Genomic DNA, 23,811 nt, shown 5'->3' with positions numbered 1-23,811 from the left:
AGACAGCAAAGAATTCTTAAGCAAAGGAATGAGGATAGTGCAGTTTGTTCTCAAAGGAATTCCGGTAATTCCGGTAATTCTGATAGTTTCCGACTAATGCTTATAAATACCAAAATAGGAGTATGAATAAAATTACTTTTGAGGAGTATAAACGTGCCATTAAAGCAGAATATCAAGTCTCTAAAATGGATGAAGTGTCGGGAATATTATTAAATCCAACCCCTGCACAATTGCGGAATCTATGCTTGATGAAATTGGGTAATGGCCTGTCTAATGCAGATGAAAATGTATTTAAAATGTTTTTTGATGCTAAAGCGGAGGATACTTTGAGACGGGTAATTGAAAATTTTGATCTCGGAAAATTTAAACCCATTATATCCTTTCTAAAAGGACAGAAAGATTCTGATACTGCGGCTAGAATAGAATTAGCAGCCATTTTGGTAGATTTTATTCCAAGGCCTTATAATACGTATTTACTCCATGGTAAGAGTAGCGAAAGAGATGCTCAAGAAAGTGTTAAAGCGTTTCAAAAAAAGAGAATAACTGATGTTGGTATTCAATTAGTGAACCCTACTAATAATGTTCTAGCAGGAATCTCTCAATATACGCATTGGAGAAAATCAGGAATTATTCTTGCTATTTTGATGGCATTATTTTTTATGGGATATACTGTAAAAGGAATTTTTTTTCCAGAGAAGGACTGTATGAAATGGGAGGGGAATTATTATGTAGCAGTAGATTGCTTGAAAGACAATGGACAGTTTGGAATTAGTAGTTCCATTGATGAGGAGGTAATGAAATTAAAGAAAGTAGATTGTAGTAGTACGTTGCAATTCTTTAATAAAGAGACACCTATCGTGTGGTATTGTAAGCGTGATGGAGTGATAGAACTTTTCAATATGGCAGGATTTCACCCAGTAACGGGAAAACCACTAAAGCCTATTACCAAGTACATTATCAAAAAGTATAATTTAATGCAATGATGGTGCAGAAGCAGTTAAGCTGAACCGTATGTAAACAAAAAAACCCAATCTTTCGGATTGGGTTTTTTATATAAGTAAGTAATCTAAATTGAGTTATAAAACGTTTATTTTACTTTATTAAGTACTGCTTTGAAAGCTTCTGGGTGATTCATTGCTAAATCAGCAAGCACTTTACGGTTCAATTCGATTCCGTTAGCTTTTACTTTACCCATGAATTGTGAATAAGACATTCCTTCCAATCTAGCTCCAGCGTTGATACGTTGAATCCATAATGCACGGAAATTTCTTTTGTTCACTTTTCTGTCACGGTAAGCGTAGCACATTGCTTTCTCTACCGCATTCTTAGCGACTGTCCAAACGTTTTTACGTCTACCAAAGAAACCTTTGGCTTGCTTCATTATTTTTTTTCTTCTTGCTCTTTTTGCAACTGAATTTACCGATCTTGGCATAATTTTTATTGTTTTTTTGTAGCAGGCGGCTTGAATTAAATCAAAAGCGCTTAATGGCCGTACTCCAAGGTTATTTTAAATTGTTTTAACCTAAAGACTATTTAGTCAAAAGTTTTTAAAGTCGAATGTCCAAAGGCTTTAAGACCTTTGACTTTGCAACTTTAAGACTTATTAAATAATTCTTAATTGTTGTTTGATGCTTTTCATATCTGTTTTGTGAACTAGCGCAGAGTGAGTCAATGCTAATTTACGTTTTTTAGACTTTTTAGTCAAAATGTGACTTTTAAAAGCATGCTTTCTTTTAATCTTTCCAGAACCAGTAACTTTAAAACGTTTCTTGGCGCTAGATTTGGTTTTCATTTTAGGCATTTTTTCCTAGTGTTTTAATTTATTCGTACTTACTTATTTTTTCCTCTCCCCAGCCCTCCCCAAAGGGGAGGGTGACGAGAAGTTATATTTGTTTCTCTTTTTTTTGTTCCCTTCCTTCGGAGGGGTTAGGGGAGGATATTACTTTTTCTTTTTAGGAGCGATGAACATGATCATTCTCTTTCCTTCCAGAACAGGCATGGCTTCTACTTTTCCAAATTCTTCAAGATCTGTTGCCAATCTCAACAATAAGATTTGACCTTGATCCTTGTATATGATTGAACGCCCTTTGAAGAAAACGAATGCTTTCAATTTGGCTCCTTCTTTCAAGAATTTTTCTGCATTCTTTCTCTTAAATTCATAATCATGTTCATCTGTTTGAGGGCCAAAACGGATTTCCTTAACGACTACTTGTGTAGATTTCGCTTTTAGGATCTTATCACGTTTCTTTTGCTCGTAAACAAATTTCTTGTAATCCATGATTTTGCACACCGGTGGTTCTGCATTTGGAGAAATCTCAACAAGATCCAATTCAAATTGATCCGCTAATCTTAGAGCTTCCGAAAGTTTAAAAACTCCCGGCTCAATGTTTTCTCCTACAAGTCTTACTTCTTGTACACCACGAATAAGACTGTTTATTCTGTGTGCATCTTTTTTTTCTACGCGAGGTTGGTAACCTCTGTTGCTTCTTATTGCTATGACTTTATAATTTAAGTTAAACTGTAAATACTTTTAATGTTTTATTGATCTCTTCATTTACAATAGCAACAAATTCGTCTATTGTAACGCTGATATTTCCCTTTCCTTCTTGTCCGTGACGACGGATAGAGATGGTTCCGTTTCTCTCTTCTTCCTCGCCTACGATCAACATAAACGGGGTTTTTTGCATTTCGGCATCTCTGATTTTCTTCCCGATTGTCTCGTTTCTATTATCTATGAGGGCGCGAATTTCGTGATTTTCTAGCAAATCTAAAACTTTTTTCGCATATATTTCATATTTCTCGCTCAAAGACAATATTATAGCTTGTTCCGGCATTAACCAAAGAGGGAAATTTCCTGCAGTATGTTCTAATAAAATAGCAATAAATCGTTCCATTGATCCAAAAGGAGCTCTGTGAATCATCACCGGTCTGTGTAATTCATTGTCAGATCCTTTGTAGGTCAAATCAAAACGTTCCGGCAGGTTATAATCTACTTGAATGGTTCCTAATTGCCATTGTCTTCCCAAAGCATCTTTTACCATGAAATCCAATTTTGGACCATAGAAAGCGGCTTCACCATATTCAACGATGGTGTTCAGCCCTTTATCTGCAGCAGCATTAATAATCGCATTTTCTGCTTTTTCCCAATTTTCATCACTACCGATATACTTATCTCTGTTTTCTTTGTCTCTCAAAGAAATCTGAGCGGTAAAGTTTTCGAATCCTAATGAACCAAATACATACAATACCAAGTCAATTACTTTCTTGAATTCTTCATCCAGTTGTTCCGGTGTACAAAAAATATGAGCGTCATCCTGAGTAAATCCTCTTACACGGGTTAATCCGTGTAATTCACCACTTTGTTCGTACCTATAAACGGTTCCAAATTCAGCATAACGTTTTGGTAAATCTTTGTAGGACCATGGTCTTACATTATAAATTTCGCAGTGATGGGGACAGTTCATAGGTTTCAATAAAAACTCTTCACCTTCAGCAGGAGTGCTTATAGGTTGAAAACTATCAGCACCATACTTAGCATAATGTCCTGAAGTGACATACAATTCCTTCTGACCTATATGTGGCGTAATTACTTGCTCATAACCCGCTTTCTTCTGTGCTTTTTTTAAAAACTGTTCTAAACGATCTCTCAATGCAGCTCCTTTTGGCAACCATAACGGTAAGCCTGCTCCAACTTTTTGTGAAAAAGCAAATAACTCTAATTCCTTTCCTAGTTTTCTATGGTCGCGACGCTTTGCCTCTTCTAGTAATAAAAGGTATTCCGTAAGATCCTTTTGTTTCGGAAACGAAGTTCCGTAAACCCGGGTCAACTGTTTGTTTTTTTCATCACCGCGCCAGTAGGCACCGGCAACACTCATTATTTTCATCGCTTTGATGATTCCAGTATTTGGAATATGACCACCGCGGCATAAGTCAGTAAACGTATCATGATCGCAAAACGTAATCGTTCCGTCCTCAAGATTGGTTATCATTTCTGTTTTATAAACGTTGTCTTTGTATAATTCTAAAGCGGCTTTTTTAGATACAGGACGCAGCTTGAATTCATGTTTTCCTCTTGCTATTTCAAGAACACGATCCTCAATTTTCTTAAAATCCGCGTCCGTTATTTTTTGATCTTCAAAATCCACATCATAATAAAATCCATTAGATATTGCTGGTCCGAGCGTTAATTTGATTCCTGGGTACATTTCCTCCAGAACCTGTGCCATAACATGCGAAGTAGAGTGCCAGAATGCTTTTTTTCCGCCCTCGTCATTCCAGGTATACAAGATAAGACTGCCGTCTGTCGTCAAAGGAGTTGTGGTTTCAATAGTTGTATCATCAAAAGAAGCCGAAATCACATTTCTGGCAAATCCTTCACTAATGCTTTTAGCAACATCCATCGGTGTTACCCCTGAAGCAAACTCTTTAACTGACCCGTCGGGCAAAGTAATCTTAATCATTGTTTATTATTTTAAGAATGCAAATATAGCGCATTGCAGAAATACACACAATATATAAGTAAGGTTTGTTGCTATATGGGTGTAAATACAAAATCATAACGGATTATAAACGAATGAAAAGCAATCATTTATTTTGGGGGAGTTGTCTGCTTTTTTAGTTCGTTTCGTTCGTTTTCTACTATCTATTGCACGCTTTTCTTTCGTAAAACAAAGGAAAAGCCTTTTCACATTTATCAAAACTCAATTACACGATTAGTTTTCTGACGGACTTTAAAAAAATAAAATCCTGATCTTGCGGAATAAAATCCAATTTTTAAAATGTTTAATTTGACTCTTTACCATTTACTTCTCACCCTTCACTTTGTCAATTCACATTTTAAAACGTTGTATCTTTGATTCTTTAGCACCTTTAAAAAATATTTCAATAAAAATGAACATCCCAAACTCACCTTTACCCAGAATAGTTATTATAGGCGGTGGCTTTGCCGGAATTGCGTTAGCTAAAAAACTCAAAAATAAGAAAGTCCAAGTTGTCCTTTTAGATAAACACAATTACCATACTTTCCAACCACTGCTGTATCAAGTTGCTACAGGCGGTCTTGAAGCTGGTTCTATTGCTTCCATGGAATCCGAAACCTATCCGCAAGGACATCCCATGATGGCGCAACCTGCGATGCAGCAAGGGAAATTATTGGGCGAAAACTTAATAAAATTAATTGAAAATAAACCCATGGAAGCTTTTGAATACAATGATAAAGGTTCTATGGCAACCATAGGAAGGAATAAAGCGGTAGTCGATTTGCCTGGATACCATTTCAGCGGCGTTTTTGCCTGGTTTGTCTGGATGTTTGTCCACTTGTTTTCACTGATTGGTTTCAAAAATAAAGCCGTCGTATTCCTGAATTGGGTCTACAACTACATTCGTTTTGATCAGGAAGAAAGACTAATCATAAGACCCTACAAAAAGAAAAGTTTTATAATTTTCGCAAGTGACGAGGTTTAATTGTGTAAAGTCTTAAAGTCAAATGTTGAAAGTCTTTTTAAGTTTATTGTCTTTCGACTTTAACCTTTTTGCTTTCATTAGTCTGCAATAAAAATCAAATTAAGTACTTTAAAATAGTGCTTTAAATTCTCTTTTTTCTTTGTAAATATTTAAATCTGTCTCAAAAATTAGTATTAAAAACCCGTTGGGTGTAATTATTTAAAACGTCAGTTCGAGTGTTTTTTGTGTAGTAAAACGGAACAAAAAATGTATCGAGAACAGTTTTTAATACTAATTTTCTAGTTCTCGATATAATCCCGCCCAAAAGCGGGATCACTCGAACTGACGAAAATTATCATCAAAAATTAATTGCACCCAACGGCAGTCTGTCTAAAAACCTAAAACAAGTCTCTGAGAATCCCATATTTGAGATTTTTCAAAGATAGGAGTCCGAGAACAAAAACTCAAAATGGAGGTTTTTAGACAGTTTGACGGGTTATTGAAAGGATAATCATTTTACTTTAAGACTTTTTACTTTCAAACTTTAGGACTAAAAATCCTTTTCTTTGTAATAATTTACCATCAAATTTATAAATTTACTATAGCCCTCGATGCCGTCTTTTTGCTGGTTTGCTTTCAGGAATTGATCATAAAAAGCATGGAATCCTTTGTCGATAATCGTGTCGTATTGCTTCCAGAAATGCTCACTTTCTTTGTAGTTTTTAATAATACCGGGATGAACAGTGTTTAATAATTGTTTAAAAACCACCTCGTCTCGGGCCTTCCAGTTGCTTAAACAATATCGCAAAGCCATGCTGTACCCTGAATATTGAATATACAAATCATCATTTTTGACCGAAGCTAAATACCCAATAAAATTGCATTCACTTTCGCTTGCAAAGCCTATTTGGTGTGCCATTTCATGATTAGTAGTCATGGGGAAACTGTACATTGGACCCAGGTAATTAACCTGTGCTTCATTGGTAAACGGATTCAAATAGCCTCCAAAACCCATGTAGGTCAAGGGCAAACTAATTAACGATTTTTTAGCACTTAGGTTTGAATAGGCGAAGTAAGGATGTTCCGCTTCCAGGTTTTTATATCCATTCATACTCATTTCAAAAACCTGTTCTTGAGAGTACGGGAATACCACTTTCAAGCTGTCATTTTTTGTGAGTTGGTTTTGAACGGCATTGGTTTTGGCAATTATTTTTTTGGTGAAAGCCAATAAATCAGCATCTGAATAGTCTTTTTGAATTTCCATTTTTTCAAAAAGCGGTTCACGGTAATAATTCAGTGCCCAAAGTACATGAAACAAAAAGTAAAAAACCGAAACAAAGCTCAATATACTCAAAAGGGTGTCTTTCCAATTGGATTTCCATGTTTTTCGTTTGTTCCAAAGCCATTTGAAAACAAATAAAATAACTATGAAATAGAGACAATCGCCTATGGAAAATGGAATTTCTCCCAGAATGGTTCTCGAGAACAACGAAAGTATCGGGTAGAGACCATTGCTATACCATTCTTCTACCTGTTCCGGATAGAAGGAAATAATTTGTAAAAGCAGTATTTGGATAAATAGAAAGGAGGAAAGGAAATATTTTGTTTTCAATGGTTGAATTTTGGAAATGTAAATATAATTACAATATCAATTACTACCGTAAGGAATTTAAACTTTGTAACTTTGGGACTTGTAAATGTTAAACCTCAAACACAAATAAATGAGTCAAGAAATAAGAAGTCTGGAACCAAAAGCACTTTGGAACAAGTTTGCCGATTTGAATGCCGTGCCTCGTCCTTCTAAAAAGGAAGATCGTGTGATTGCGTTCATAAAAAAATTTGGCGAAAGCCTTGGATTAGAGACTTTTGAAGATGAAATTCGCAACGTAATTATCCGAAAACCGGCAACTGCTGGTATGGAAAACCGAAAAGCTATCGTACTTCAAGGACATTTGGATATGGTGCACCAAAAAAATGCTGATACTGTTTTTGATTTTGATACCCAAGGAATCGATATGTATGTAGATGGAGATTGGGTTCGTGCTCGAGGAACAACGCTTGGTGCTGATAACGGTCTTGGAGTTGCTGCGATTATGGCAATTTTAGAAAGTACTGATATTCCGCATCCTGCAATAGAAGCTTTGTTTACTATTGACGAAGAAACAGGAATGACAGGAGCACTGAACTTAAAAGGAGGTATTCTGCAAGGTCAAATTCTTTTAAATATGGATACGGAAGAAGATGATGAAATAGATATTGGTTGTGCAGGAGGAATTGATGTGACGGCCACTGCAGAGTATGATGAAGAGGCCACTCCCGAAGGTTCTGTGGGGTATACAATTACTGTAAAAGGCCTGAAAGGCGGTCACTCCGGAATGGATATTCATAAAGGGTTAGGTAATGCCAATAAAATCATGAACCGATTGTTATTTGATGGTTTTGATAATTTTGGTTTGCAAATCTCCGAAATAAAAGGAGGAAGTTTACGCAATGCAATTCCGCGTGAAAGTCAAGCTAAAGTAATTATTGCCGAAGTGTATGATGAAGCTTTTGTTTTTGACATGCAGCAAATTGTAAACGAAATCAAAACGGAACTTAAAACGACAGAGCCAAATTTAGAAGTTGTTTTTGAAAAAATGGAGGCAGCTCCTGCTAGAGTAATGCCGACAATTGCTCAGTTTTATTTTGTACGATCTATGTATACGGCGCACAACGGAGTGTACAGCATGAGTGCTGATTTTGCAGATTTAGTAGAAACATCGAATAATATTGCCAAAGTAATTGTAGGTGATGGACAACTTTCAGTACAATGTTTAACACGTTCTTCTGTTGAAACGGCTAAATTTGATTTGGCCAATGCGTTGCGTTCCGCTTTTGAACTAATGGGTTGTGAAGTAGAATTTTCAGGTGCATATCCTGGTTGGACACCAAATTCAGAATCTGAAATTTTGGATGTTTTGGTGCCAATATACGAAAAACAAAACGGTGAAAAACCAAAAGTAGTGGCGTGTCACGCAGGATTAGAATGTGGAATTCTAGGGACAAATTATCCGGATATGGACATGATTTCCTTTGGGCCAACCATTCACGGAGCGCATTCCCCTGATGAAAGAGCTAGTATTTCTTCTTCTCAGAAATTTTGGAAATTTGTTTTGGAAATTTTAGCTACTATTCCAGTCAAATAAAACAAAGTGTTCAGTAATCAGTTTTTAGTATTCAGTCTATTTGTAACTGAATACTAAAAACTGCTCACTGCTCACTAATAATTAGTCTCTTTTGGGAGTGTTTTTCTTGTCTCTTTTTTCTTCTTTCTTTTCTTTAGCCGTTTTTAAAGGCTCTTTCTTTGCGGTTTTCTTCGCGTCTTGACTTTTTGCCATAATAGGAGTATTTAGGTTTTGTTTTTAATTCTTGATGTAGGTAAATGTATATAATATTTTTGATTTGTTTGAAATATTACTTTAAAAAAGCCCCAATTTCTTTAAGAATTGAGGAATGATTTAATTTATGGAAATGGCAAAATTTCAATATAAGAGTATGTTTTATTTTATCTTTAAAACTTTATATTCTTCATAACAGCCACTGATAGCATCCATGATTTGTAGGTCGTTTGCTGTTTTTATAAACGATTCAGAGTAGTTGCAGCGTTGCAAAATTTCAGGAATTTCATTTTTGTCAATACCTAAAAGTACCGCAATAGTTTCTCTGTCAAATTTTGATTCCAATAGATTTCGAACGGTATCATCCTTTTTTAATTCTTTTAGTTTCTTGAGTTCTTTGGGGTTGTTACCAAAGAAATTATAGAGCATATCTGCTGGATTAAAGATGGAGCCCAATACTCTTCCAAATGCATTTGGGGAATATTGACCCGCTTCGTATCCTTGTGTTAATCCGGAAATACTGTAGCGGTAATTTTCACTGATAGGAATAATTTTAGTATCTACTTCAAGATATCCGGTTAGATTAAAAGGTCTTATAACTATTTCTTCAAGAGCAATTGCTTTTTCTGTTAGCTGTATTTTGGTGCTTTTATTTTTTATCCAGTCATTAGTAACCCGGACACGAAGCGATTGGAATCCGAGACTGGTAATGTGAAGTGTGTCATTTAGTTGTACATCGATTTCAAAATGGCCTCTTGAATCGGTTGTCGCTCCTCTGACTTTATTAATATTAATGATGTTTACACTAGACAATGGTTCTCTAGTTGTGTTACTGATGATGACACCATCAACTTTTTGGGAAGGTTTCTTAACTTGCGCAAAAGCAGGTACAGATAGTACTAAAAAAAAGAAAACTACAAAATATTTCATAAACTGATTTAAGACTTTAAAAGTAATAAAACAGGATTAAATATTTTGTAGTTTCAGTATATAATTATAAGAATATTAACAATGAATGTTAGTCTCTTCTTGGTCTTCTTGGTCTTGGTGTGTCACCAAAGCTTTCAGAACGTCTTGGTGCTCTGTCAGAACCTTCTGTTCGAGGTCTGTCAGATGAAAAACCACCTTCTCTTCTTGCTCCGAAACCACCTTCTCTAGGAGCAGAATTTCTGTCGCTTCTAAATCCACCAGAACCTTCTCTTCTTGGAGCAAAACTACCTTCTCTTCTTGGAGCTGAACTTCTTTCGCCACCAGAACGACCTCCGCCAAAACTTCCGCCAGAACTTCTTCCATTGTGATCTCGTCTTCCGCCACCATCATTCTTAGAAATTTCTACATTGATTCTGCGTCCTTCTAATTGTACGTTATTCAATACTTCCATTACTTTATCGGTATGTTCCGGATCTGTGTTAAAGAAAGAGAATCCTTCTTTTACATCAACTTTGAAAACGTCATCACGACCTAAGTCCAATGTTTCTTTCAAGTAATCCTTCAATGACATCCAGTCAAAGTTATCTCTGGAACCTATGTTCACAAAATATCGTGTTGCACCACCATTGTTGTTTTCTCTCGGAGCACCATCTCTGTCGTCGCGCTCACGTCTTTCAGAACCGGAAGCTTGATTAGAAATATCTCTGGTTTTCTTGTAATAATTGATAAAACGATTAAATTCAACCGATACCATTTTCTTGATTAATTCCTCTTTTGATAAACCTTCAAGAACGCTATTAATTGCAGGAAGATAGTTGTCAATTTCGTGATCAACTTCGGTATCTTTAATTTTATTAGCTAAGTGTAATAATTGGATTTCGCAGATTTCAATTCCAGAAGGAATCGTTTTTTCTTCGAATTTTTGTTTGATGATTCTTTCAATTGAAGAAATCTTACGCAATTCACTTTTAGTTACGATTACGATAGAAGTCCCTAATTTACCAGCACGGCCAGTACGACCTGAACGGTGGTTGTAGGTTTCAATTTCGTCTGGTAATTGGTAATTTACTACGTGAGTAATGTTATCAACGTCAATTCCACGTGCAGCAACATCAGTAGCTACAAGCATTTGGATTTGTCTTCCTCTAAAAGATTTCATTACACCATCACGTTGCGCTTGAGATAAATCTCCGTGCAATGCAGCAGCACTGTATCCGTCTTCAACTAATTTTTCAGCAACAGCTTGCGTATCTCTTTTGGTACGACAAAATACTACTGAGAAAATATCTGGATTAGCATCGGCTAAACGTTTCAAAGCTTCGTAACGATCACGAGCATTTACAAGGTAAAATTCATGCGATACTGTTGCAGAACCTGAATTTTTAGCTCCAACTGTAATTTCAATTGGGTCTTTCATGAATTGTTTTCCAATTCGTGCTACTTCGGCAGGCATTGTAGCTGAAAACAACCAAGTGCTTTTTTCGTCTGGCGTAGTAGACAGGATGTTTACGATATCTTCGTAAAAACCCATGTTCAACATTTCGTCAGCTTCGTCAAGAATACAATAGTTGATTTGAGAGATGTTTACCAGACCTCTATTAATCATATCTTGCATTCTTCCTGGAGTTGCTACAATAATTTGCGCGCCTCTCTTTATGTCTCTCGCTTGATCTGTAATGCTAGCTCCACCGTAAACTGCTACCACATTAATACCTTTTTCGTATTTAGAGTAGTTTTTAATTTCGTTGGTAATCTGCAAACAAAGTTCGCGTGTTGGAGATAAAATTAATGCTTGAGTATTTCTGTTGTTGGCATCAATTTTCTGAATAACTGGAAATCCAAATGCTGCCGTTTTCCCTGTCCCTGTCTGAGCCAACGCAACCATATCTGTGTCTTTTTCCAATAATAGGGGAATCGCTTTCTCCTGTACTTCGGTCGGATTTTCAAATCCTAGATCTAAAATCGCCTTCAGTAACGATTCACTCAATCCTAATTGTTCAAATTTATTCATATGTATTTTTAAAATAGGGTGCAAAATTACTGTTTATAATTCATATAAACTAATGCTATTTTAAGATTTTACAATTTATTATAATTTGATTATCAGAATGTTATCGTTTTGTTTGAAAATTAATCGTTTTGATTTGGTGTATTTAGTGTGAAATTTTTATTTGGAATTCAAATTTTTGTTATAAAAATAGTACAATTGAATCGTTTATTTATTCATCTTTAGAAAATGAATCAGTTGTTGTGTTGCTTTTCCTCTATGGCTTATTTTATTTTTTATATCTAATGATAATTCGGCAAAAGTTTCCTGATAGCCATCAGGTTGAAAGATCGGATCGTAACCAAAACCTTGATTACCAGTTTTCTTTAAGGTTATTTCACCACCAGCAATTCCGGTAAACAGATGTTGTTTCCCGTTTAGATTTAGTGCTATAACTGTCTTGAATTGTGCTTTTCTATCCTCTTTATCCAAAAGGGCATCTAATAATTTAGTCATATTATCATTTGCATCGCGTTGCTCGCCTGCATATCTGGCAGAATAAACGCCGGGTGCTCCATTTAAGGAATGGACTTCGAGTCCAGTATCGTCTGCAAAACAATCGCATCCATATTTTTCAGTGATGTAATTTGCTTTCTGAATGGCATTGCCTTCAATCGTATCGCTTGTTTCCGGTATGTCTTCAAGACAACCGATACTTTCTAAACTTACAATGGTTATGGTTTTAGGAAGCATGCTTTGTAATTCGAAAATTTTATTTTTATTGCTGGAAGCGAAAACGAGTTGCATTTTTTTAGTTTAGGTTGTCAAATATACATTTTTTAAAAACAGTGTTGTCCGGTAAAATTATTTAGATAGAATTTGAAGTTTTTTATTGGATAGCCAATGAATTAATAAATGAGACAATCCGTTCCTTGTGGGTTTGCACAAGGGATAGCAGTGGAAATCCTTTTATATTTTGTCAGTGTTTTTAATCCTGACAAGATATAAAAGATTGTAACGAATAGCCCGACCACGCTGTAACGCTAGTGAAAGCGTGGATGTGCCCAAATACAAACTTTATTTTTTATCTACTATAGGTCTTTCGGCGCGGTTTGCCAGTTCCCAGGCGGTTACAAATGCAAACTGGGCTCTTTTAGTCAAGGCATCATATTCAATTTTGTCCGGACTATCAGTAGGTTTGTGGTAATCAGCATGGACGCCATTAAAAAAGAAAACAGAAGGCACACCGTTTTTGGCAAAATTATAATGGTCAGAACGTTCGTAAAAATGATTTGGATCTTCTGGGTCATTGAATTTGTAATCCAAAACAAGATTGGTGTATTTAGCATTTGCAATGGTACAAATGTTATCCAGATCAGTTGATAATCGATTGGCTCCAATGACGTATACGTAATTATTGCTGCTGGCGTGGGCATCATCGCGACGGCCTATCATGTCAATATTGATATTGGTTATGGTATTGGCTAATGGGAATAGAGGATTTTCAGAATAATATCGGGAACCATGTAGACCATGTTCTTCGCCGGTAACATGGAGAAATAGGATGGAGCGTTTTGGACCATGACCTGCTTTTTTAGCGATTTGGAATGCTTGTGCAATTTCTAATAATGCAACAGTTCCGGAACCATCATCATCAGCGCCGTTATAAATTTCTCCGTTTTTTGTCCCTACGTGGTCGTAATGGGCAGAAATGACCAAGACCTCATTTGGTTTTTCAGAACCCTCAATATAGGCCCAAATGTTTTCAGAATCCGGTAAGTTTTCATTGCGTTTTGCATTTAGGAAGGCGGCAGGAATTTTTTGGTAATAGTCAGAAGCGTCTGTAGGAAAGGAAATTGCATTTTCCTTATATTGATCAATGAGGTACATCCCCGCTTTTTTTTGCCCGGCAGATCCTGTTTCACGGCCTTCCATTTCGTCTGAAGCAACAATATAAAGGTGCGTTTTTAGTTCGCTAGCTGTTATTGTATTCATGTATTTTGTAGGATCAACGCGAGCAACGCTAGATTCTTGAGAAGCACAGCTGATGGTTAGAAGAACCATGAAGGATAATAAAGAGATTTTTTTCATTTTTTTTACTGTTGATTAATAAAGGCGTATCGGGCAAAAAAAGGGATACTATAATAAGGAATAGAATAAAGTTAATAAAAAATAACAGGCAGCTTTTTAGGAAAGAAATGGCTCTTCGCCTAAATTAGTGGAATTGTATTTTTAGACAATTTAATTTATAAAACTAACAAAAAAACGGAACTTTTACTGTTTTTGGAAAAATTATATTTTCTAAATTATTTTAAAACTTCTTTTAAGAAAGAATTCATGCGCTCCCAAGAACGTGTAGCGGCTTTTTCGTTATACGCTGCTCCTTTTGAATTATCATTGCCAGCTTCAATTTCAGTAAAAGCATGTACGGAATTTGCATAATAAATCATTTCCCATTCTGCTTTTGTATCTCTCATTTCTTGTTGAAAGGCCGATACTTCCGTTGCTGGCACATAGGTGTCGTCAGCGCCATGTAAAACCAGGATTTCAGCCGTGATTGGATTATTTACCCTTGCGGCATCATGTCCTAAACCTCCGTGAAAAGAAACCGCACCTTGAATTTTCATTCCTGCTCTTGCAGCTTCAAGTGCTCCTGTTCCTCCAAAACAATAGCCTATTACTACGATATTGGCAGGATTTGCGCCTTCTTTTACTAATTGGTCTAAAGCAAGTTGAATACGTCTTTGATAATCAGCCACATTGTTTTTGTAAAAACCAGCTTGCTTTCCGGCTTCTTGTGTGGTTACGGGATAATTCCCTTGGCCATAAATATCAGCTACAAATGCATAATAGCCCATGCTTGAAAGTTTCTCAGCAGATTGTTTTGAATGTGTATCGATTCCTTTCCAAGCAGGAAGGATTAAAATTCCGGGTTTAGTTTTGCTTCCTTTTTTTGGTGCAATAAACAAGCCGTTTAATTGTTGGTTTCCATCCGTGTATTTGACGGATTTTAATTGTGCAAATGTGTCATTGGAAAACAAAAAGAATCCTAAAAAGACAAAGAAAATATTTTTCATATTAGATGTTTTTATTTTTACAAATGTCTCAATCAATTTATCCTAAAACTAAGGTTTTGATTTTTTAATTGATGACGTAATTTTTAATTCTTATGGCGTACAGACAAGCGATTACTCGCCGGGATGATATGTTTTTTCGGCATTTTTCTGGACATCCTCTTTATAAAATAATACGTCTTTGAATTGTCCTTTTCGGTACATTTCAGCTTGATCGTAAAAATGTTTCGATTTTGAATCACCGCTATTTCCTCCCGCAAGTAACGATTTGGCTTTTATTTTTGGTCCAAATTCCACCGCACACACAAAACTATTTCCGTTAAATCCGTAGCGTTTTTTGGTATCTTTTTGATAATTGCTTTTAAAAGCAGGTAAACTTCCCCAAAGCGCTGGTCCATAACTAATAGGTAAACTTTCCAAAGCATCACTATAAACCAGATTTATGTCGCCTGATGTTCTCTGGAAACGATTGATTTCGCCCCAAGGAATTTGCCAAGCACCAAATTTTATTTTCAATTCGTTTATCACCATTTGCAATTGTGGAATCAGTTGATCTGGAAACGCATTTTTAGCAAAATCACGGGTATTTTCTACTTGGTCCTTTTGGCCCTGATCAATATATACTTTTTGAATAATGGGGTCTAATTTATAAGCCCATTCCACAGCTAAGGTGGTAGCCACAGAATTTTCCCGGGCATAATAATCCCAGTTTTTCAATAAGGTTATCGGTTCTGACAGTTCTGTATAAAGCGGATCTTCGGGACTGATGTTTTTCTCAAAACTGGAAATTAAGGATGGAATTAACACTTCGAGAGCCGTTAGTTTCGTGTCGTAACCGTCAGCAATCACTTTGTCTAGTGTATATTTATTGCCTTTGTTCAATAATCGTACAGCATTTAATCCTCTGAAACTTTCTCCGTCTGGAGCCATATAAGGCAAGTAATTTTCTTCTTTTGGACTATAATCTCCTGCCACGGTATATGGTGTAGAATTACAGTTTTGTAACCAGCCGTTTATAGGATTGTAAGAATGTACTGTTTCTGAAACTTCATGTAATCCTTTCCATTGTGTAGACGGTGTCGTACCGTCCATTACTTTTGACCAATTTAGGTTTTTGTCCCGAATGGGAACAAAATTCCCATGCCAGTAGGCAATGTTTCCTTCTTTATCGGCATAAACAGTATTGTTTGAGGTATTGGCTTTCAAATCCATTGCAGTTTTATAGTCCTCAAAACTTTTTGATTTTGTTCGTATCCAACTTTGTTCCAGACTTTTCATCGAACGGTTATTGGATTTTAAGCTAATCCATTTCCCGTCTCTTTTGGCCATGATTGGACCGTGATTGGTATAATAAGTATTGAATGTTTTAGGAATCAATTTTCCATTTTCCAGATACTTGATGGTTATTTTTTTCTCGACAACCGGAACTAATTTGGTATCGTATTCGTAAAATAGTTTGTTGTTTTTGGTCACGATTTTCTCGGCATACATATCCGCAACATCAACACTTGAGGAGGTATGCATCCAGCCACAGTTTTCGTTAAATCCTTGGTAAATAAAAAATTGTCCCCAAGTAACGGCTCCATACGCATTCAGCCCTTCTTGACTGCTCATCTGTATTTCTGGCCTGAAATAAAAAGTGGTATGCGGATTAATGTATAAAATGGCATTCCCAGACGCTGTTTTTGAAGGTGCAATTGCAAATCCGTTAGAACCCGTTTGTACGTCTTTTTCTCGTTCTATATAGGCCACTTTATCGGTGTTTCCCGAATAAAAAGCTTTCAATTCTCCAGTAGAAAGATCAGCTGTGCTTATGGCTCCAATACTTCCGTCAGTCCAAAGCAATGGAAACCAAGGCTCAAAATGAGTTAATAAAGCGGGTTTTACTTCGGGGTGATTGTGTAGATAAAAGTTGATCCCGTCCGCATAACTGTTTAATAATTTTTTCAACCAAGGCGCCGCTTTTTTAAAATCGTTTTTAGCATCTTCGGTATCGATTAAAAGTTTAATTTCTAAATCATTGTACAAAACGGACTGTCCTTTGATTTCGGAAAGACGGCCCAGTTTTTCAATGTAATTCATTTCTACCCGTTTGAAATCGTCTTCACATTGTGCGTACAGCATTCCAAAAACGGCATCTGCATCCGTTTTGCCATACACATGCGCAATTCCCCAATTGTCTCTGATAATAGTGACTTGTTGCGACATTTTTTTTAGTCTTTCTAGTTCTTGGTTTGATATCTTTTGTGAAAACAGGGAGCAACTAAAACAAAAAATTAAAACTGCAAGGGGTAAATGGTTCTTGAAATACGTCATTATTATTGAATTTTAAATTAGAGACTTACGTTTCGTTTAAATGCACACCCCAGTTCAATTATGGAATCTGTTTTGGCAATACCCGGAATAGTGTCTATTTTTTCATACAGAACTTTACGCATGTGCTCATGATTTTTGGCAATTATTTTTATATAAAGGGTAAAAGATCCGGTGATATAATAGCATTCCGTTATTTCTGGAATGTTTTTCAGTTCCTCAATAATCCGGTCAGAATCTTGGTCTTTATTCAAGGTAATTCCTGTGAATGATCCCCAATCATATCCAATTTTCTTTTCATTGATGACCGGTTTTATTCCGATAAGTATTCCTTGTTCTGTTAATCTGTTCATGCGCTGATGCACCATTGTATTTGATATTTTTAGATTGGCTGCAATAGCAGAATACGCCATTCTTCCGTCTTTCTCTAATTCTTTGATAATGTTGATATCAAACTCGTCTAGTATATCCATGTTGGTTTAATTATAAATGATGCTTTTGTGTTTGTATAAAAGTACTTATTTTTATTTATATGGGAATAGTTCTATTATTTGAATTTTATATTTAAAAAATGACTTTTTTTCTTGTAAATTAAGTAATTTATTTAAAATAATACTTTTAAAAAAGTCAAAATATTTATTTTTATTGTCAATTTAAAAAAAGATCTGTAGTTTTGTACTTTGTAATATCAAAATAGGAATATCATGACACACACAGAACAAAACCTTTCTTCAAAATCGGAAGCGTTAATAGCTAAAGAAAATCAATACGGAGCACACAATTACCATCCTTTACCTGTGGTTTTAGAAAGAGGCGAAGGGGTTTATGTCTGGGATGTAGACGGAAAAAAATATTATGATTTTTTATCGGCCTATTCTGCCGTAAACCAAGGGCATTGTCATCCAAAAATTGTGGATGCAATGATAAAACAAGCACAAACATTGACCTTAACTTCACGTGCTTTTCATAATGATCAACTAGGACCTTTTGAGGAATATGTGACTAAGTATTTTGGTTTTGATAAAGTGTTGCCCATGAATACAGGTGCTGAAGCAGTGGAAACTGCTTTAAAATTATGTAGAAAATGGGCCTATGAGGTAAAAGGAATTCCTGAAAATCAAGCACAAATCATTGTTTGTGAAAACAATTTTCACGGAAGAACAACAACAATCATTTCATTTTCGAATGATGAGAGTGCCCGTAAAAACTTTGGACCATTCACTGCTGGATTTATTAAAATTCCGTACGATGATGTTGACGCTCTAGAAAACGTATTAAAATCAATCCCAAATATTGCCGGATTTTTAGTGGAACCAATTCAAGGAGAAGCGGGAGTGTATGTTCCTGCCGAAGGATATTTAGCAAAAACGAAAGCGCTTTGTGAAGCACATAACGTTCTATTTATCGCGGATGAAGTGCAAACAGGAATTGCACGCACGGGAAGATTATTAGCAACTTGTGGAAATTGTGACTGTAAAAAAGGATGTGAAGGCAGACCGGAAGTAAAACCAGACATCCTTATTCTAGGAAAAGCTATTTCGGGCGGTGTGTACCCAGTTTCGGCAGTTTTAGCGAATGATCCCATTATGAATGTGATTAAACCAGGACAACACGGGTCCACTTTTGGAGGAAATCCTGTTGCAGCGGCTGTGGCTATTGCTGCACTGGAAGTTGTAAAAGAGGAAAATTTAGCACAAAATGCGGCGTACTTAGGAGAAGTTTTAAGAACAGGACTTAATGAGATTGCTTCCAGAAATCCATTAATCACGTTGGTTAGAGGAAAAGGATTACTGAACGCCATAGTCATCAATAGTGACGAAGAATCTGATTTGGCCTGGAATATTTGTATGAAATTTAGAGATTATGGATTATTGGCAAAACCAACACACGGCAACAAAATTCGATTTGCACCACCATTAGTAATTTCAGAACCTCAAATACAGGAATGTTTGGGTATAATTGAGCGAGCTCTAAACGATTTCAAATAATCTTAAGTACAATGGGAAAATCTATAAAATTAATAAAGAACAGATCCGATATAGGTGCTGGTACACGAGGATCCGACTTAGGGATTGATGCTATCGAAATTGCGGCAATCAATCAAAACAGTGATTATTTTAATCAGTTTGAGTTTGAAGATGTCAAAACGCACAACGAATCCATATATGATAAAAACCGAAGTTCTTCGGCTAAACGAATTGAGCATGTAGTGGAGCAATGCACCAGAGTTTGTAATGCAGTACAGAAAAATTTAGCAGGAAATTATTTTCCAATTGTTTTATCAGGGGATCATTCTTCGGCATTAGGAACATTAAGTGGTATAAAAGCAGCTTTTCCGGAACAAAATATCGGGGTGTTTTGGATTGATGCCCATGCGGATTTACATTCTCCTTATACTTCGCCATCCGGTAATATTCATGGAATGCCCCTATCTGCGGCTCTTGCGGATGATAATTTGAGTTCCCAGAATAACGAAGTGCCTCCGGAAACCCAACAGCACTGGGAAGACATGAAAAATATAGGATGTAAGGGACCGAAAGTTTTGGCAGAAAACCTGGTATATTTTGGCGTTCGGGATACCGAAGAAGAGGAGGATAAGCAAATTGAAAAATTGCAAATCAAAAATTATAAAGTTGATGAAGTGCGGTATCGCGGTTTACGAAAGTGTGTCGCGGAAGCATTAACTAAACTATCGCATTGTGAAGTGCTATATGTTTCTTTTGATGTGGATTCTATGGATTGTGATATGATTTCTTACGGGACCGGAACACCGGTTTCCAAAGGTTTTGATCAGTATGAAGTAATAGCGATCATCAAACAAATTGTTCAAACCAAAAAAGTGGTTTGCATCGAATTTGTCGAGATTAACCCATTATTAGACACCAAAGGAAATAAAATGGCAGAAACTGCTTTTGAAGTTTTAGAAGCCATTACTTCAGAACTAGTTATTTCTGCAGAATAATTTTTTTTAGCGTGTATAAAAAAACCCGAAATCAGTTTTAGATTTTTTGGCATCAGCCAGCCGGGCAATGAATTGTGTTCGGCAGGATAAAAAAGCGTTAGGCTATCCCCAGCATGTTGCCCGGCACCACCACATTTTTTTTATTCAGGGAGAAAAACGTTTAATTTATTGCGTTTTAAATAGTGTCAACAAGATAATCCGCTTTGTCCGCCACCAGTGATAATGACCTCTTTAATTTCATTCATTCTGTTTTGAATCTGGATTAAATTCTATTTTAGTTTTTTAGATCTCCACAGATTTACTGTTTTAAAACAAGTTTAAAATAAAGAGAGGCTTTAATAAAATAGTTGAGTTCTTTAGTAGCGGAACACTTAAGAGGTTTCAGTTTTTGGGTCTAATTCGGGTTTTGTATAATATTTTTTTCTAAACCAAAAAGCGACGTTTACCAATGCAATTAGCGCCGGAACTTCGACCAGTGGGCCAATAACGCCGGCAAATGCTTGTCCGCTGTTGATTCCAAAAACGCCAATTGCAACTGCAATAGCCAATTCAAAATTGTTTCCGGTTGCCGTAAAAGCGATTGCGGTAGATTTAGAATAATCAGCACCAAAATACTTTCCGAGAAAAAAACTGATCACAAACATTAAGGTGAAATAAATGACAAGAGGAATAGCTATCCGAACTACATCCAGGGGGATTTGCACAATTAATGCACCCTTCAGACTAAACATTAATATGATGGTAAATAACAAGGCCACTAAAGTAATAGGAGAAATAAAAGGTATATACTTGTTTTGAAACCAAGTTTCGCCTTTGAGTTTTATAAGGCCATACCGGCTGATTATTCCCAAAGCAAATGGAATTCCTAAATAAATACCTACGCTTTCTGCAATTTGACCAATACTGATTGTCACATCAAAACCGGTATAACCAAAATACGGTGGCAAAATGGTTATGAAAACATACGCATATACGCTGTAAAGTAATACCTGAAAAATACTATTCAAAGCGATTAATCCAGCGGCATATTCTCTATTACCGTCGGCCAGATCATTCCAAACCACTACCATCGCAATGCATCGCGCTAATCCGATCAAGATGACTCCAATCATATATTCCGGATATCCATTAAGGAAAAGTAGAGCTAATGAAAACATGAGGATTGGGCCTACCACCCAATTCAGGAACAGGGAAGCACCCAATACTTTGGTATTTTGGAATACGTCCCCCATTTTACTATAATTCACTTTGGCTAATGGCGGATACATCATTAAGATTAAACCAATGGCGAGTGGGATATTAGTTGTTCCGCTGGAAAAAGCGTTAATAAAATTTCCACTGGAAGGGATGAAATTCCCTATAGCGACACCAAGTGCCATTGCAAGGAAGATCCAGAGGGTTAAAAATCGATCTAGGAAACCTAGTTTTTTTCTTTCTGCTGCGGGAAAACAAGTAGATGCTGACATATTTATAATTTTATTTGGGAGAAGACATAAAACAGTTCGGTGGCAATCTGTAAACTTCGCTCCTGATATTTTTCGGCTTGTTGTGGAGTGTTGTCAAATGCTTTTGGATCTTCAAAAGTAATTGGGATACGTTTTTCAGCACCAGCGATAAAAGGACAGCCTCCATCTGCTTGAGAGCAAGTCATAATCGCTGCAAATTCATTTTGCGGATTAAAATCATCATCGTAGGTCTTGGAAAAACCAATAATAGGAGGCTCATTTTCTCCATATTTTATGGTGTAAATGGGATTATTTCCTGCTGTGATTGCTTTGATTTTGAATCCTGATTGTACTAAAGTTTGGGCAACCACAGGAAATAAAGCAGTTGCTTCGGTCCCACCAGAATAGCAAAATACATTTTTTACATTGAAATGTGCTGCGGCAGTTTGTGCCCAAACTTGTGCCAGATGACTTCTTCTGGAATTGTGTGTGCAAATCAAATTCAATCTGATCTCTTGTTGATGGGCTACTTTTGTCTGAATAAAGTCAATTAGCGGTTGCAAAATAATTTTGCGTTCAACTGAAATATCTTCAAAACCAAAGGCAGCTATTTGTGTTTCTATTTCTGGAAATATGTTTGTTTTGATTAATGTCATATCTTAGTTTTAAAATTAGCAACAGCCACCACCAGGGGTGCAAGTATTGGTTTGACTTGGGATTTCGGATAATTTTACTTTTTGTTTCTCGGAAGGAATTCCGCATTGATCCTCTGCCAAACAAGCCGTTTGCTTGTTGATTAAGGTAAATGCTGTTCCGTTGAAACGAATGTCGTATTTCCCAATAGTTTCTGATTGGAATTCGACTTCGACTTCATAATCATCAATGCCCAGTATTTTTTCTGAAAGCGAAATGATTTCTAAAAGTTTTTTTGGTTTTAGGCGGTGATCAAAGTCATTGGCATCCCATAATTGAAAATTTACCACAGTTTCTTTTCTAACTTTTCCACCGCAGTCAATAAATTTTTTAGTGATCAAACCCACTTCTGTTACATGAAAATGTTCAGGAACAAAGGTTCCGTTTGGTAATACAAAAGCAACATTGTCTAATGTGATCAACTCTTTTTTAATTTCGGATAGTTTCATTATTTTTGTAATTTAAAAATTAACAGCATTGATTTTTCTTGTTTTCTAAATAAGTATTGATGTGCTGAAAAAAGCCTTTTATTTTATTAAAGCCTTCTTCGTTTAGGCAATAACAAATTGCATTTCCTTCAAAATTGCCTTTTATAAGTCCGGCATTTTTAAGTTCCTTCAAGTGCTGCGAAACCGTAGGCTGGGCTAGAGGCAGTTCGTTTACAATATCACCACACACACAACTATTTACCTTGATGAGGTGTTGAATAATAGCAATACGTGCAGGATGGCCTATGGCTTTGGCTAAAGTTGCCAATTCGTTTTGCTCGTCTGTGAAATGGTCTGATTTAGTAATTCCCATCGTTATATATTTATATTGCAATATTACGATATAGATTTAAAACAAACAAACTAAATTGATTTTTTTTTTAAATAGTGTTAATTTTTAAAAGCTACCTATGAAAATTAAAGTTCAAATACTTCTTTTGGAATGGCGTGAAATCCAACTGATCGGACCTGATATTCAATTGCACTTACGGGAATCATCTTGGAGGTATGTACTGTAAATTCTCTCGGAAAAAGATTAGTATTCAAAAGGACGTCTTTTACTCCGTCTAATTTTAGCAGACATGCTTTAATTTCTAATAAATCCAAATATTTGATCGCATTGGTGCCAAAAATTTTACCATGATTTCCCGGAATTACATTGTCAGTGAGTATGCTCATGATTTTTTTTTTTAAGATTTGTTTTTTTAGGTACTTAAGTAGTTTAAAGTTAGTTATTTATAGGATATAAAACCAATAAATAATCATTTTTTAAATTTTAAAAAAGCAATAGTCTTAGTAAGAAAAAACACGAATGCGACGAAACGGTTTGGAAAAGGATATTGCTACTCTAGTGTTAAATAAATTAGCGTTAGAGAGCACATTATTTACTTGTCATAATCTATTGATACGCTAATGTAAGTAGTACAAAAGGTATATTGACACAATTATTAAAAAGAGTTTTTGTCACATCTTATGAAGTTTTGAAACGATTTTTAAAGCTACATGACTAATTAATGGGTATTAATACCAAACACATGTATTATATGGTCCAAATTTTATCTAAAAAAATATAGTTATATCCACAGATACTCATCACCTCT

The 23,811-nt window shown here is 35.9% G+C and carries 22 protein-coding genes; 5 read left to right on the top strand and 17 right to left on the bottom strand.

The features are described from left to right. Nucleotides 1-122: 122 nt before the first annotated feature. Complete coding sequence (locus EKM02_RS08105; protein ID WP_126454025.1) at nucleotides 123-983, top strand: hypothetical protein; 861 nt, start codon at nucleotides 123-125, stop codon at nucleotides 981-983. A gap of 104 nt (nucleotides 984-1,087) precedes the next feature. On the opposite strand, the gene rplT is transcribed toward EKM02_RS08105, so the two are convergent. From rplT to thrS, 4 genes are all read right to left on the bottom strand, one after another. Continuing rightward, entirely contained in the window at nucleotides 1,088-1,432 is a 345-nt protein-coding gene (gene rplT, locus EKM02_RS08100; RefSeq protein ID WP_035633036.1) for a 50S ribosomal protein L20, read from the bottom strand. A gap of 171 nt (nucleotides 1,433-1,603) precedes the next feature. After that, nucleotides 1,604-1,801 carry a 50S ribosomal protein L35 gene (gene rpmI / locus EKM02_RS08095; RefSeq protein ID WP_022827375.1) on the bottom strand — a complete coding sequence of 66 codons (198 nt, stop codon included), beginning with the start codon at nucleotides 1,799-1,801 and terminating at the stop codon, nucleotides 1,604-1,606. 138 nt (nucleotides 1,802-1,939) lie between these two features. Beyond that, the gene (gene infC / locus EKM02_RS08090; protein ID WP_370273076.1) at nucleotides 1,940-2,497 is read right to left on the bottom strand and encodes a translation initiation factor IF-3; all 558 of its coding nucleotides are present in this window, start codon (nucleotides 2,495-2,497) and stop codon (nucleotides 1,940-1,942) included. Between the two features lie 16 nt (nucleotides 2,498-2,513). After that, nucleotides 2,514-4,460, bottom strand: a complete 1,947-nt coding sequence (thrS, locus tag EKM02_RS08085) for a threonine--tRNA ligase (RefSeq protein WP_126454023.1) — start codon at nucleotides 4,458-4,460, stop codon at nucleotides 2,514-2,516. A 430-nt stretch (nucleotides 4,461-4,890) separates the two neighbouring features. Between thrS and EKM02_RS08080 the strand changes: the two genes are divergently transcribed. Further along, entirely contained in the window at nucleotides 4,891-5,463 is a 573-nt protein-coding gene (locus EKM02_RS08080) for an FAD-dependent oxidoreductase (RefSeq protein ID WP_126454022.1), read from the top strand. A gap of 529 nt (nucleotides 5,464-5,992) precedes the next feature. On the opposite strand, the gene EKM02_RS08075 is transcribed toward EKM02_RS08080, so the two are convergent. Beyond that, a complete protein-coding gene (locus tag EKM02_RS08075) occupies nucleotides 5,993-7,054 on the bottom strand; it encodes a DUF3810 domain-containing protein (protein WP_126454020.1) in 1,062 nt (353 codons plus the stop codon). 109 nt (nucleotides 7,055-7,163) lie between these two features. On the opposite strand from EKM02_RS08075, the gene EKM02_RS08070 reads away from it, so the two are divergent. Next, on the top strand, nucleotides 7,164-8,627 hold the full coding sequence (locus EKM02_RS08070) for an aminoacyl-histidine dipeptidase (protein WP_126454018.1): 1,464 nt from the start codon (nucleotides 7,164-7,166) through the stop codon (nucleotides 8,625-8,627). Between the two features lie 354 nt (nucleotides 8,628-8,981). Here EKM02_RS08070 and EKM02_RS08060 read toward each other — a convergent pair whose 3' ends face one another. From EKM02_RS08060 to EKM02_RS08030, 7 genes are all read right to left on the bottom strand, one after another. Continuing rightward, nucleotides 8,982-9,749, bottom strand: coding sequence for a carboxypeptidase-like regulatory domain-containing protein (locus tag EKM02_RS08060; protein ID WP_126454015.1), 768 nt, complete (start codon nucleotides 9,747-9,749; stop codon nucleotides 8,982-8,984). A gap of 88 nt (nucleotides 9,750-9,837) precedes the next feature. Continuing rightward, nucleotides 9,838-11,760 carry a DEAD/DEAH box helicase gene (locus EKM02_RS08055; protein WP_126454013.1) on the bottom strand — a complete coding sequence of 641 codons (1,923 nt, stop codon included), beginning with the start codon at nucleotides 11,758-11,760 and terminating at the stop codon, nucleotides 9,838-9,840. A 204-nt stretch (nucleotides 11,761-11,964) separates the two neighbouring features. Beyond that, entirely contained in the window at nucleotides 11,965-12,543 is a 579-nt protein-coding gene (locus tag EKM02_RS08050) for a non-canonical purine NTP diphosphatase (RefSeq protein WP_126454011.1), read from the bottom strand. A gap of 270 nt (nucleotides 12,544-12,813) precedes the next feature. Beyond that, nucleotides 12,814-13,827: a M28 family metallopeptidase gene (locus EKM02_RS08045; RefSeq protein WP_126454009.1), complete on the bottom strand. Its 1,014-nt coding sequence runs from the start codon at nucleotides 13,825-13,827 to the stop codon at nucleotides 12,814-12,816. A 215-nt stretch (nucleotides 13,828-14,042) separates the two neighbouring features. Continuing rightward, nucleotides 14,043-14,813: a dienelactone hydrolase family protein gene (locus EKM02_RS08040; RefSeq protein WP_126454007.1), complete on the bottom strand. Its 771-nt coding sequence runs from the start codon at nucleotides 14,811-14,813 to the stop codon at nucleotides 14,043-14,045. 111 nt (nucleotides 14,814-14,924) lie between these two features. Then, a complete protein-coding gene (locus tag EKM02_RS08035; protein WP_234423165.1) occupies nucleotides 14,925-17,018 on the bottom strand; it encodes a penicillin acylase family protein in 2,094 nt (697 codons plus the stop codon). A 125-nt stretch (nucleotides 17,019-17,143) separates the two neighbouring features. After that, complete coding sequence (locus tag EKM02_RS08030) at nucleotides 17,144-17,596, bottom strand: Lrp/AsnC family transcriptional regulator (protein WP_126454003.1); 453 nt, start codon at nucleotides 17,594-17,596, stop codon at nucleotides 17,144-17,146. Nucleotides 17,597-17,827: 231 nt separating this feature from the next. Here EKM02_RS08030 and rocD point away from each other — a divergent pair, with 231 nt between their 5' ends. Together rocD and EKM02_RS08020 are read left to right on the top strand one after the other, a co-directional pair. Continuing rightward, a complete protein-coding gene (gene rocD / locus EKM02_RS08025) occupies nucleotides 17,828-19,111 on the top strand; it encodes an ornithine--oxo-acid transaminase (protein WP_126454000.1) in 1,284 nt (427 codons plus the stop codon). 11 nt (nucleotides 19,112-19,122) lie between these two features. Then, nucleotides 19,123-20,085, top strand: a complete 963-nt coding sequence (locus EKM02_RS08020; protein WP_126453998.1) for an arginase — start codon at nucleotides 19,123-19,125, stop codon at nucleotides 20,083-20,085. 371 nt (nucleotides 20,086-20,456) lie between these two features. On the opposite strand, the gene arsB is transcribed toward EKM02_RS08020, so the two are convergent. From arsB to EKM02_RS07995, 5 genes are all read right to left on the bottom strand, one after another. Then, nucleotides 20,457-21,551 carry an ACR3 family arsenite efflux transporter gene (gene arsB / locus EKM02_RS08015; RefSeq protein ID WP_126453996.1) on the bottom strand — a complete coding sequence of 365 codons (1,095 nt, stop codon included), beginning with the start codon at nucleotides 21,549-21,551 and terminating at the stop codon, nucleotides 20,457-20,459. Nucleotides 21,552-21,553: 2 nt separating this feature from the next. Then, entirely contained in the window at nucleotides 21,554-22,186 is a 633-nt protein-coding gene (locus EKM02_RS08010) for a low molecular weight phosphatase family protein (protein WP_126453994.1), read from the bottom strand. Nucleotides 22,187-22,201: 15 nt separating this feature from the next. Continuing rightward, the gene (locus EKM02_RS08005; protein WP_126453992.1) at nucleotides 22,202-22,672 is read right to left on the bottom strand and encodes a DUF6428 family protein; all 471 of its coding nucleotides are present in this window, start codon (nucleotides 22,670-22,672) and stop codon (nucleotides 22,202-22,204) included. 19 nt (nucleotides 22,673-22,691) lie between these two features. Further along, nucleotides 22,692-23,024 carry an ArsR/SmtB family transcription factor gene (locus EKM02_RS08000; RefSeq protein WP_126453990.1) on the bottom strand — a complete coding sequence of 111 codons (333 nt, stop codon included), beginning with the start codon at nucleotides 23,022-23,024 and terminating at the stop codon, nucleotides 22,692-22,694. Nucleotides 23,025-23,128: 104 nt separating this feature from the next. Next, complete coding sequence (locus EKM02_RS07995; RefSeq protein WP_126453988.1) at nucleotides 23,129-23,389, bottom strand: heavy-metal-associated domain-containing protein; 261 nt, start codon at nucleotides 23,387-23,389, stop codon at nucleotides 23,129-23,131. Between the last annotated feature and the right edge of the window lie 422 nt (nucleotides 23,390-23,811).

Origin of the sequence: Flavobacterium sp. RSP49 (genome assembly GCF_003968735.1) — a bacterium.
GTDB lineage: Bacteria > Bacteroidota > Bacteroidia > Flavobacteriales > Flavobacteriaceae > Flavobacterium.
Note: the sequence above shows the minus strand (reverse complement) of the source record. Positions and strands in the feature narration are given on the sequence as shown.

Coding starts and splice junctions, on each gene's coding strand:
- EKM02_RS08105 (WP_126454025.1), top strand. CDS start 123: ATGAATAAAATTACTTTTGAGGAGTATAAACGTGCCATTAAAGCAGAA.
- rplT (WP_035633036.1), bottom strand. CDS start 1,432: ATGCCAAGATCGGTAAATTCAGTTGCAAAAAGAGCAAGAAGAAAAAAA.
- rpmI (WP_022827375.1), bottom strand. CDS start 1,801: ATGCCTAAAATGAAAACCAAATCTAGCGCCAAGAAACGTTTTAAAGTT.
- thrS (WP_126454023.1), bottom strand. CDS start 4,460: ATGATTAAGATTACTTTGCCCGACGGGTCAGTTAAAGAGTTTGCTTCA.
- EKM02_RS08080 (WP_126454022.1), top strand. CDS start 4,891: ATGAACATCCCAAACTCACCTTTACCCAGAATAGTTATTATAGGCGGT.
- EKM02_RS08070 (WP_126454018.1), top strand. CDS start 7,164: ATGAGTCAAGAAATAAGAAGTCTGGAACCAAAAGCACTTTGGAACAAG.
- EKM02_RS08060 (WP_126454015.1), bottom strand. CDS start 9,749: ATGAAATATTTTGTAGTTTTCTTTTTTTTAGTACTATCTGTACCTGCT.
- EKM02_RS08055 (WP_126454013.1), bottom strand. CDS start 11,760: ATGAATAAATTTGAACAATTAGGATTGAGTGAATCGTTACTGAAGGCG.
- EKM02_RS08050 (WP_126454011.1), bottom strand. CDS start 12,543: ATGCAACTCGTTTTCGCTTCCAGCAATAAAAATAAAATTTTCGAATTA.
- EKM02_RS08045 (WP_126454009.1), bottom strand. CDS start 13,827: ATGAAAAAAATCTCTTTATTATCCTTCATGGTTCTTCTAACCATCAGC.
- EKM02_RS08040 (WP_126454007.1), bottom strand. CDS start 14,813: ATGAAAAATATTTTCTTTGTCTTTTTAGGATTCTTTTTGTTTTCCAAT.
- EKM02_RS08035 (WP_234423165.1), bottom strand. CDS start 17,018: ATGTCGCAACAAGTCACTATTATCAGAGACAATTGGGGAATTGCGCAT.
- EKM02_RS08030 (WP_126454003.1), bottom strand. CDS start 17,596: ATGGATATACTAGACGAGTTTGATATCAACATTATCAAAGAATTAGAG.
- rocD (WP_126454000.1), top strand. CDS start 17,828: ATGACACACACAGAACAAAACCTTTCTTCAAAATCGGAAGCGTTAATA.
- EKM02_RS08020 (WP_126453998.1), top strand. CDS start 19,123: ATGGGAAAATCTATAAAATTAATAAAGAACAGATCCGATATAGGTGCT.
- arsB (WP_126453996.1), bottom strand. CDS start 21,551: ATGTCAGCATCTACTTGTTTTCCCGCAGCAGAAAGAAAAAAACTAGGT.
- EKM02_RS08010 (WP_126453994.1), bottom strand. CDS start 22,186: ATGACATTAATCAAAACAAACATATTTCCAGAAATAGAAACACAAATA.
- EKM02_RS08005 (WP_126453992.1), bottom strand. CDS start 22,672: ATGAAACTATCCGAAATTAAAAAAGAGTTGATCACATTAGACAATGTT.
- EKM02_RS08000 (WP_126453990.1), bottom strand. CDS start 23,024: ATGGGAATTACTAAATCAGACCATTTCACAGACGAGCAAAACGAATTG.
- EKM02_RS07995 (WP_126453988.1), bottom strand. CDS start 23,389: ATGAGCATACTCACTGACAATGTAATTCCGGGAAATCATGGTAAAATT.